The organism is Mycobacterium helveticum, assembly GCF_007714205.1.
Classification (GTDB): Bacteria; Actinomycetota; Actinomycetes; order Mycobacteriales; family Mycobacteriaceae; genus Mycobacterium; species Mycobacterium helveticum.
Map to the genome: position 1 here is coordinate 1 of NZ_VMQU01000158.1, position 10,471 is coordinate 10,471.

Below are 10,471 nucleotides of genomic sequence, written 5' to 3' on the forward strand. Positions count from 1 at the left end.
TGGTCCAGGGATTTTTCCGTGACCCGAATTTGGCCTACATCGCGGCGTGACTCGACTTACTTACGATCGCCTTAGTAGGCATGCGTTGGCGTGCGGGCACGATTTCTGCAGCGGTAGGCCGCAATAGCCGTTGGGTAGTGCCATTTTCGCGCGGGCAAGGTTCTGTTTCATCCACTCGCCATCAGCGAGCGTCTCGTCGATCGTGGTGTCGACCGGTTCGCCACGGATGTTGATCTCCTGGGCGCGTTCCCACTGCTCGCGGATGGTGGTGTCGGCCAGCCGGGCATACACGGCGGTCATGGTGTGACTGGTGTGGTCGAGTAGCCGTCGGACCACCTCTTGTGGCACCTCATGGTTGATCCATCGTGTGGCTGCCGTGTGCCGGAACTGATGAGCGGTGACATGAACTGGCTCACCGAGTTCATCTGTGAAACCACAGGTTTCGAGCCACTGCCCGAGCTGGAAGTGGAACGTCGCGCTGGGAATGGGCAGCCTTCCGTCGGGGTTGGCGCTGCCGCGGCAACAGCACACCTGTGGCCGGGAACTGCTGTCGTGTGCGTTCCTGCTGCGTCTGGATCATGGCGGTGAGTTCGTCGTCGATGGGCACCACCGCGTCGCGGCGCATCTTGTGGTTGCGGTAGCGCAGATAGACCGCGCCCTGCGGGTCGCGGGCCAGGCAGTCCAGCGCCAGCCGGGTGGCGTCACCGATGCGCAGGCCGGTGCGGATGAGAACCTCTACCAGCAGCCGGAACTTCGAGTCGGCGATCCGGTCGAGGTTGGCGACGTTTTCCAGCTGGCCCATGACGAACTCGGGAATCGCCCGCGGTGCCGGTGTCTCGTCGCGGCTGGGCTGGTCGCTGGGATACAGCTGCGCTTCCGCGGGCAGTGACGCCCAGCGGTGCTGGCGCACGGCATGCAGAAACCCGGTCACGGCGCCGATATCGGTGCTGCGGGTCTTTGGGTGCGGGAGCTCGACCAGCAGTCGGGCCAGGTAGCCCTCCAGCGCCACGCGGTCGAACGCGCTGGGGTCTGTCGAGCTCGCCAACCCTGGTGTCAGCCGCGACAGCCGCACCAGCGCGATGCGGTCCTTACGCAGCTGGCCCAGCCCGACACCACATGACATGCGCCAGCGGCTCCATCGCTTGACCAGCTCCCGCAACCAGCGTGGTTGCACCACAGTGAAATCCAGCTGAGCACCGTCGTGGTCGGCGACGCCGAGGCGGCGCAGCCGCCACACGTCACGCTGGTATTCGTTGTCCCAGCCGGTCCCGTCGCGCACGTCGAGCAGGCACTCGATGGCGTAACCGAGGAACGCCCGCGGTGTGTTGACCGACGCCGCGGCCGGCGGTCCGATCAGCCAGTCGGCCAGCGGACGCTCCAACAGCGACTCGGCGCCACTGGCGACCAGATGGTCCAACAGCGCTTTGATTGACCCAGGCGTGGTGCGGGTCCGGTTCGCATCGACCCGGCATTGCAGCGCATAGCCGATCTCCAACCGCAGCCGCGGCGGAAGCAGCCGGAAGTCGAAGCGGTCCTCGCCATAGCCCACGCAGTGGGCGATGAACTCGGCGGTCGGCGGGCGCCCACGCTGGCGCCACCGAGCGTCGTGGGACCGGCACCAGCCCCCGTCCAGTTCGGCCCACAACGCGCACCCCGGGACCGCGCACACCGCCGCCGGTGTGCTCGCGACCTCTGGCTTCCACAACTCGACAGGTGGTCGTCCGGCTCTCTGCCATCTTTGGGAATGCTGGTAGCACAACCGATACCGATGCTGGCCAAACCCGCATTCGTGCACCAGGAACGATTGCAGCTGCCGATGACCCATCACCGTGGGATCCGCAGTCGCGGCCCAAGCTGACCGGCCCGGCCGACCGGCCTGTTTCCATCGGCCCAGATGGGCCAGACACAGCGCGGCGTATCGACTGGAGTGCACACACCCCGGCACCGCGCACGCGGGCGTGCCAAGGATCGGATCGCCCACGGCGGGCACCAGCACGTCGAGCCGGAACTCCGGACGCACCATCGCATCCAAGCGCTCGGTCAGCGTCGGATTGAACGGCCTGGCCAGCGCCTCGACGCTCACCGCGGTTCGTCCCGGCCGGTCAGCCATCCCGCGGTCACCAAGGCGCGGCGCGCGTCCTCGACCTTCAGGTGCGCGTAAACGTCGGTGGTGGTGGCGATCGACGCATGCCCCAATAGATGCTGTACCACCTCGACCGGCACCTTGCGGCGCAACAGCTCTGTCGCATACGTATGTCGAAACGAGTTCGGCCCGAACGCGATTCCGGTCCGCTCCCGAATCCGGCAGACCAGGTCATAAACACTGGGATAGGTCATCGGACTCCCGACCGGACCCGACCATAAGTTGACGAACACGTAGTCGCTGTCTAGATCGCCGTACTCGGCATGCAGGTAATCGGCGTAGAGCCTAATCACCCGGGCCGGCACTGGCACCTGTCGGCCACCTCCGCCCTTGGCCCGCGCCCGATTCGAGTTCCGTCGCGGCACTACCGAAACCAGGCAAGCTGCGGCGTCGATGTCGCTGTGGCGCAACCCCAGTGCTTCACCGATCCGCAGCCCGGACTCGCTCAACAGGGTGAACAGAAACCGGTCCCGCAGCCGATCACACGCGGCGGTGATCGCCACAATCTGCTCAGCGTCCAGGGAGTCGGGGATGCGCCGCTCGGCTCGCAGCCGGATCCGCTTGCTGCGTTCCGGTCTTGCGCCCAAGTGCGCCAGCAGCGGCCGCCACGATCCGCCGCGTGTCCCGCGCCGCTGCCAGGTGGTCAGCAGATCACCGAGGTCCACGCCGTGGCGTTGAGGGTGCGGCGGAGCTTGGCGAGCATGTCTTCGAGGGGCGGGTTCGGTCTTTTGGTCGTAACAGGGTTCGGCTGCGTCGGGGCTGGCGAGGTCGTCGGTGTGGTAGCCGAAGAACGCGTACCAGACGGTCACGAGGGTTTGGATCAGGAACCGCACGGTGCGCTCGACAGCCTTGGCGACGCGGTTGCGGGCTTGGCCGACGCCGAGCAGTTGTTTGCCGATGGCGTTGGCCGGTTCGACGGACCATCGTTGGGCGTAGCGCTCGACGATCTGCGCGCCACGGCTGCCGGTGTCGGTGGTGAACGGCGCCGGGCCGTAGCCGGTGGTGGTGTCGGGCTCGCGGACCAGCACCAGCTGGCCGGGTGCGGTGAGGAGGTTGCGGTCCTGTCGGGTCTCACCGGTCATGCTCTCGTTGACAACGGTCAGTCCCTGCTTGCTCAACATGTCGGCGACGAGCCACCGCAACTGGTCGGTGGATTTTAAGGTTTAAGGTTCGAGCACGGCTCCCGCGCCCGGAGCAGGGCCATAGATCACGGCTCGGCGCAGATCGCTTAGGGCGACATGGGTAAAAGGCGTGGGACCATTGTCCCCGCGCTGCCCGCGCCCGGCCGCCCACGTTATCGCGGCGTCCGACGAAGCGCTCGGTCGGCGCGGGCGTCCCAGGTCCAGCCCGGCAGATCTCGGAGCCGTTGTGCACGCTCAGGGTCAAGGGTTCCCCGGGCATGGTTGGTGCGCTGCGTGTTGACCCATGATCCGAGCTTGAAGCCATCGACCGTGTAGGAGAACGGAATGCGGGCATCCCCATTGCGGCGAGCATACTCAAGGACCCGGTTGTAGCCCTCCTCCCACTTGGCGACCACAGCATCCCACTCCCAGCCCGTCAGCTCCTCCAGACGTTCGCTCCGGTCGCGGCTCAGGGTGTGCCTCCTGCTGCGCTGATTCGCAACCCACGCACCGAGCCTGTAACCGTCAACCGTGCAGGAGTACGGGACATTCGCGTGACCGGTGCGCTCGACGAAGGCCACCAGTAGCGTGAAGCCTTCCTCCCACTGGTCGCCGTGCGGGGTCCAGGTCCAGTCCGGAAGCACCTTGAGACGCCGTGCGCGCTCAGGGTCGAGGGTGCCGTCCCGGTACCGGTCGCGCTGCACTGCTACCCAGTTGCCGAGCTTGTATCCGTTGAAGAGGTGGCGAGACGGGACGCGAGCGTGCCCAGTCTGTTCTACATAGTTCAGGAGATGGCTGAAACCCTCCTCCCACTGGGCGTCGATCACGTCCCAAGCCCAGCCCGAAAGCTCCGCAAGGCGGTGAGCGCGGTCAGGATCGAGAGCGCCTTTGGCGTAGTACACCCGCTGCGAAACGACCCAACTGCCGAGCTTGACGCCGTTAAACACACAGGTCGCCGGAACCAGGGCATTTCCATGTTGTTTCACGTAGTCCAGGAGGCAGGCGAAGACCTTCTCCCACTTCTCGGCGCGGGCGTCCCAGGCCCACCCCCGCAGCGTCTTGAGACGATGTTCGCGGTGGGGGGCCAAGGTTTTTTTGGCGTAGTTGACACGCTGCGCCATCACCCACTGCCCGAGTCTGGAGCCCTCCATCGTGTAGCCCTGCGGAACCAGCGCCGTCTCGTTCTCTGCCACATACCGCTCCAGTAACCCGAACCAAAACTCCCACGGCGCCGATGCCTGCTCGACGAGCCGGGTGTCGAAGGCTTCGGCGAACGCCGGACCCACGGTGACCGGCACATCGAGGTGAATCTTGTCCGGCAGCTTTGGCACACCACGGCGACGACCCAACTCGCGCCGCAGACTGTCGATCTGCTCAGCCAGCTCGTCGTCATGCGCACGCAGCGCCTTGATTACGTCCCACACGGGCTTGAACGCTGAATCGTCCAGCGCCACTTCGGGATCAACGTCGGTGTCGATGAAGACGGGAATCACGATGGTGCCAACGGTTTTGTCATCAGCCTTCCGGATGGCACGACCAACCGCCTGAACGATATCCACTTCGGAACGCCGTGGGTCGATGAAGGCGACACCGTCTAGGGTGGGAACGTCCACGCCCTCGGCCAGGCAGCGAGCGTTGGCCAACAGGCCGCGCTCGCCGTTGCCAAGGCGGCTCAGGTGCTGGAGCCGGATGTGACGCTCCCCGGCGGTCATCTCGCCAGAGGCGTAGTCGGCCCACAGCTCGCCCTTGGGCCACTGGGGGCCGGGCATCCAGTCGATGACATCGGGTAGCTCGGCGGCGAAGTCGCGAGCTCTGTTGACTCGGGAGTGGAAGCTGATGATGCGGCGCAGGTCGTAGCGCCACATCGCCTTCGCCAGCCCGATCTGTCCGGCCAAGCTGCGGGCGTCGGTGACATCCTGCCCGCCCCGGGTGACTAGCGTGCCCCGTTCCGTCCACTTGAGATAGGTGGCATCGTCCACCCCCACCACCACCACCTGATAATCGGTGAGCAGGTCACGCCGGATCGCCTCGCTGAACCCGAGACGATGGAACACCGTGCCGAACACAGCAGGGTCATCCATCGACGCGACTTCAAAGTCGTCCTCCTTGGCTGCCTTGATGACCCGTCCGGTGTAGTAGCGCGGCGTCGCCGTCATAAACAGCCGCCGATGAGCCTTGATGCGGTCGCCATCGATGACCGTTGCGAAGTCCGAAGACACAGGTCCGGCACAGCGGTGTGCCTCGTCGGCGATCACCAAGTCGAAGGCGGGAACCCGGCCCAGCGTAAACGCTTCGGCGATCCGCGGTGACGACTGGTAGGTGGAGAACACCACACGGGGACCGGACCGCTTCTGTAGGAACGTGGCGATGTCAGCCGGGTTCGTGGTGACAGGCACGCCCAGTTCGCTGACGCGGGCGACAGGGATGTCGTCGTCGCAGCCTACGGTCTCGTCCGAGCAGACGGGCAGCGCTTCGAACGGGGTCTTTGCGTTCGTCTGCCAGACACGCAGCGTCTGTTTGAGCAGCGACAGCGACGGCACCAGTATCAGCACCCGGTCGGCGGCGATCTTCTCGACGATGAACAGCGCCGTGAGGGTCTTCCCGGTGCCGCACGCCATGATGAGCTGGCCGCGATCAGCGTCCTTGAATCCGCTCTGCACATCCCTGATCGCTGCCTGTTGGTGGTCCCTCGGCTTCGCGGGCTGCCGCGGCTTGGATGGACGCAGATTGGCAATGCTGGCGGGCCAGTCCACCTCGGCGGTGAGCAGCGTGCTCAACCCGACGACGGATACCTTCTTCTCCTGCGCGTCGATCGTCCGCTGGGCCAGTGGATGCATTTTATCGGTGGTGGCAATTAGCAGACGGTGGGAGAACACTGTCCGTGAAGACTCCGACAGAAACTTGTCAACGTCGGCTTTGGTGACGGAATACTTCTCCGCGTACACCTTCGCCTGAACTGCCCAGAGCCGCCCAGCGCCGTCTTCAGCGACGAGGTCGATACCGGCGTCGATACCCCAACGCCCCGGCCAGTCATTCCAGAGCCACACTCGCCGTAGGGTGGCTTTGTACATCGGGTCGTTCGCCAGGAACCACTTGCAGACGTGCTCGAACTGTTTGCCCCGGACCCGCGGGTCGGGGTCGAGGGCCGCGAGGAGGTCGTCGAACTTGGGCATCGGGGTTCAGCGTAGCCAGCGCCGCCGACCTTCGTCAGTGGATGAGTCAGGTGTCCAAACGCGCGAGACGGCTCACCGTCTTGATCACGAGATCACCGATCTAGGAACGTCCTTCAGCGAGAGACATCGTCCGAGTCGAGTAGTGCTTCTTCCCGCGATGCCACCTGAATGTTCGCTACGGCGTCGCCGCGCTGAGCAGATCCGCGATGCTACCTCCGGCTTGGCCAGCCGACACGCCGGCTTCACATCGACAACCTTCGGTCCTTCATCAGTGATCAGCAGAAATTCTGAAACATGCTTGCGCTCAACGCCACCGCGCAGCCGCACCAGCAGGAATGGCTGTGAACAGATGCGGTCAACTGAACTGTCGAAGTCAGCGAATAACAGCCTCGCCAATTCCAGCCGCGACTCGTAGATGACGTGACGGCCCTCCGTTGCTGACCAGTAAGTCCCGGAATAGTGCTTCTGCCCGGCACACCACCGGAACTCCCACCACGGGCAAGCCGCCACCAGAGCATTCGGATCGACGTCGGCAAGCGCTACCGCGGACACATCGGCGGTCGGGGCGGTTCGGAACCGCACCGTGATGGTCGCAGCGGCCCCACCCGCCGAAACCATGTCTCCGCTACCGCTCGGTAGACCCTGAGCCCGAAGTCATAGCCACAGGATGGCCCTCACGCGTCTGTCTGCGAGGAACGCTGATCGGCGTGTCTCAGCGCCGCTTCAAATTTGAAGTCCTCTTGAATTCGCCCGTGAGATTTTGAACCGCGGCGCGAGACCGTACAGAAAAACCGCATCACCTTGCCATGTTGGCGAACCGCGACAAGTGCAGCTGGTGCGCGACGGTCACCGTCTTGGTGGGGCCGTTGCGGTGTTTGGCGAGAATGAAGTCCGCCTCTCCCCCGCGCGGGTCGTCGCGCTCGAACGCGTCCGGCCGGTTCAGCAGGATCACCATGTCGGCATCTTGTTCGAGACTGTTGTGGACGCTGATGCCGTTAGCGACGAAATTGTGTGTGCCGTCGACGGTTCCGTCGTAGACGTCCTGCGCGCCGAGGCTGGTGATCTCGGCGACCGTGTCCCAGAAGACGTCATTGGTGGCCAGCGCGTGAATGGCCGGGTCGTCGAGCAGCGCCGCGGCGCGATGCAGCCTGCCCCGGCTTGGCGAATGCTTCCACATCGTCGACCCGCAGAACTGAGCGCCCATGGCGGCGGCGAACCCGCGGTGCGTCATCTGCTTGGCGGACAGCGCCTCGCGGACTCGCACCCACACCTCCTTGGGCACGGTGTCCAGGTTCGTGTTGCGCGCCACGCCCTCCAGCCGCGCCAGTACCTCTTGTGCCGCCGCGGCTTTCACGCCGTGGACGCCGACGTGCCGCAGGAAGCGGGCCTGATTCTCCGCCCCGTAGATGCAGAGGTGCCACCCATCGCGGTAACCGAGTTTCGTCGCGCGCTTGATGCGCGCGAACACTCCGACCCGCAGCAGCAGTTGCGCGACGTCATCGATCAGGCGCCGGCTCGTCGACGCGTAGTAGATACGCCCCTGGCCGGCTTTGTCGTCCCACCGCACCGACCCATCGGTCGCCCACAGGTGCCGCAGGAACAGCGCAACCTGGTCGTTGGGAGCGCGGAATACCGGCTCCGGAACGAACTTTTCGTAGCTGCGCTTGCCGAACAGCCCCAGGCCGTCCAGCCACGCCGCGATCGGGTTGCGCTTGCCGTGGGTCAACCGCTCCGGCGCCGGCAGGCGCAGCGTGGTCACCCGCGCCGCCGGGTATTCGTCGCGGACGGCCCGCACGCCGAAGTGCGCGGCGGCGATCGTCACCGCGCCGAGGTTCGCCTCGTCCACCGACGCGTAGCGGATCGGCTGGCGCTTCACGCACGACCCGTCACCGATCATGTGGGCCAGCAGGATCACCTCGGACTCGTCCATGCGCTGGGTGTCGAAGGGCTCCGGGACAAGCCGGGGTGCCGCGATGCGATCGCCGACCTGCAACTGCTCCAACGGGGTCCAGCCGTCGAGCTTCATGAAGGGGTGGTTGCCGGTGGCCTCAACCTCGCGGCCCGAGGCGAGCCGGAGCCTTAACACCTCCTTGTGCCCGCTGGGAAAGACGTTGGTCATCGGACGGGCGACCATGCGCATCCGCTCATCCAGCGACCACACCCACGGCCGCTCGCCGGTCCGCATGAGCTCACCGAACGTGACCTCGGCGCCGGTGTCCGCGCGCAGGATTCGCGTGGCGGCGGTCAGGCACCCCGACTCGCGCAGGTCCGAGAGCAGCGGCTTCTTGTCGGTGCGCTGCTCGGGCCCACGGTTGAGCTGGCTGATCGCCACCACCGGAACCTCGAGCTCCTTGGCCAAAAGCTTGAGGTGCCGGGAGAATTCGGACACCTCGATCTGCCGGGACTCGACCTTCTTGCCCGACGTCATCAGCTGCAGGTAGTCCACCACGACCAGCTTCAAGTCGGCTTTCTGCCGCAGCCGGCGCGCCTTGGCGCGGATCTCCATCATGGTCAGGTTGGGCGAGTCGTCGATATACAGTGGTGCCTCGCTGATCTCGCTCATGCGCCGGGCGAGCCGCGTCCAGTCGTCGTCGCTCATCCGGCCCGACCGCATGTCGGCCAGCTTGATCTTGGCCTCGGCCGAGAGCAGCCGCATCACGATCTCGGACTTGCTCATCTCCAGCGAGAAGATGACGCTGGCCATCCGGTGCTTGATCGAGCAGGACCGCATGAAGTCCAGTCCCAGGGTGGATTTCCCCACCCCGGGTCTGGCCGCCACGATGATCATCTGCCCGGGGTGCAGGCCGTTGGTCACCTCGTCGAGTTCGGTGAACCCGGTCGGCACGCCGCGCGCGATGCCGCCGTTGGAGGCGATGGCGTCGATCTCGTCCATCGTCGGCTGCAACAGGTCCTCGAGCGGCACGAAGTCTTCCGACATCCGCCGCTCGGCGACGGCGTAGATCTCGGCCTGCGCGCGGTCCACGATCTCGGCTACGTCGGCGCCCTCCGCGCCGGCGTAGCCGTACTGCACCACCCGCGTCCCGGCCTCCACCAGCCGGCGCAGCAGCGCCTTCTCGGCCACGATGCTCGCGTAGTAGCCCGCGTTGGCCGCGGTGGGCACCGTCGAGATCAGCGTGTGCAGATACGGCGCCCCGCCGATGCGGCGCAGCAGGCCGCGGCGGTCCAACTCCGCCGCCACCGTCACCGCGTCGGCCGGTTCCCCCCGCCCGTACAGGTCCAGGATCGCGTCGTAGACGTTCTGATGGGCCGGGCGGTAGAAGTCGCCGGGCCGCAGCCGCTCCAGCACGTCGGCGATCGCGTCCTTGCTCAGCAGCATCCCGCCCAACACCGACTGCTCGGCAGCCAGATCCTGCGGGGGCTGACGACCGAAGTCCTCACTCGGCGGCGCGGACTCCGCGCCCGGCGCCAGGTCGTCGACGACCGCCATCGAGTGCATCCTCCTCCGACTCACGTGCCCGAACGTACATTCGATAACCGGTATTCAGACCATAAGCCAAGGCACTGACACGCCCCGCCGCACAGCACCCGCATCACCTCGTGCCGGGAGAACGCTAAACGTTGCTGGCGCGGACTGAAAGGGGCCGCTGTTCATAAGGCTGTGCATGGTGTGTGCATATCCTTCGACACCTGTGTTGAGCGGGGTGTGGAGAACCTGTGGATCAAATCGGCGTGCCCCGGCATCTCCGCAGATACGCGTCATACAACGCCACACCTTTGGTGTGGACAAGAATCTCGTCGGCGTGTCGGGCCAGGTTACCGCCCCGGGCGTGTTGCCTTTCGGCCAGATTTTCGCTGCGTTACGCGGGGGTTAAGGCACGCGCGCGGACGTTACGCGAAATTAGTTCGCTGGCGCGGTCGTGCGCGACCGCACCCGCGGGCCAACGCGGGGTGCGCAGCGGGCACAACTGCCTCCGGGGGGGGGGGGGGGGGGGGCCCCCCCCCCGCGCGGGGCAAATTTGGGGGGTTTGGGGGGGGGCCCCCCCCGAGGGGGCGGGGGGGGGGGGGCGCGGGGG

Annotated in this window: 6 protein-coding genes; all 6 read right to left on the reverse strand. The window is 66.0% G+C overall.

Going from position 1 to position 10,471, the window contains the following annotated elements:
* Positions 1 to 60: 60 nt before the first annotated feature.
* Positions 61 to 300, reverse strand: coding sequence for a hypothetical protein (locus FPZ47_RS29870; RefSeq protein WP_246133587.1), 240 nt, complete (start codon positions 298 to 300; stop codon positions 61 to 63).
* 121 nt (positions 301 to 421) lie between these two features.
* Positions 422 to 2,110 (reverse strand): tyrosine-type recombinase/integrase, encoded by a 1,689-nt coding sequence (locus FPZ47_RS24360; protein ID WP_246133586.1) that lies wholly within the window; start codon positions 2,108 to 2,110, stop codon positions 422 to 424.
* A complete protein-coding gene (locus tag FPZ47_RS29875; RefSeq protein ID WP_246133585.1) occupies positions 2,080 to 3,285 on the reverse strand; it encodes a tyrosine-type recombinase/integrase in 1,206 nt (401 codons plus the stop codon). Before FPZ47_RS29875 ends, FPZ47_RS24360 begins: the two co-directional genes overlap by 31 nt.
* A gap of 152 nt (positions 3,286 to 3,437) precedes the next feature.
* Positions 3,438 to 6,437, reverse strand: coding sequence for a DEAD/DEAH box helicase (locus FPZ47_RS24370; RefSeq protein ID WP_144956263.1), 3,000 nt, complete (start codon positions 6,435 to 6,437; stop codon positions 3,438 to 3,440).
* An 84-nt stretch (positions 6,438 to 6,521) separates the two neighbouring features.
* Positions 6,522 to 7,055 carry a TnsA-like heteromeric transposase endonuclease subunit gene (locus FPZ47_RS24375; RefSeq protein WP_144956260.1) on the reverse strand — a complete coding sequence of 178 codons (534 nt, stop codon included), beginning with the start codon at positions 7,053 to 7,055 and terminating at the stop codon, positions 6,522 to 6,524.
* 178 nt (positions 7,056 to 7,233) lie between these two features.
* Positions 7,234 to 9,885: a replicative DNA helicase gene (locus tag FPZ47_RS24380; protein WP_144956266.1), complete on the reverse strand. Its 2,652-nt coding sequence runs from the start codon at positions 9,883 to 9,885 to the stop codon at positions 7,234 to 7,236.
* Positions 9,886 to 10,471: the final 586 nt, after the last annotated feature.

Excerpts from the sequence above, each read along its gene's own strand:
- FPZ47_RS24380 (WP_144956266.1), bottom strand. The coding sequence starts at position 9,885 with ATGGCGGTCGTCGACGACCTGGCGCCGGGCGCGGAGTCCGCGCCGCCG.
- FPZ47_RS29870 (WP_246133587.1), bottom strand. The coding sequence starts at position 300 with ATGACCGCCGTGTATGCCCGGCTGGCCGACACCACCATCCGCGAGCAG.
- FPZ47_RS24370 (WP_144956263.1), bottom strand. The coding sequence starts at position 6,437 with ATGCCCAAGTTCGACGACCTCCTCGCGGCCCTCGACCCCGACCCGCGG.
- FPZ47_RS24360 (WP_246133586.1), bottom strand. The coding sequence starts at position 2,110 with ATGGCTGACCGGCCGGGACGAACCGCGGTGAGCGTCGAGGCGCTGGCC.
- FPZ47_RS24375 (WP_144956260.1), bottom strand. The coding sequence starts at position 7,055 with ATGGTTTCGGCGGGTGGGGCCGCTGCGACCATCACGGTGCGGTTCCGA.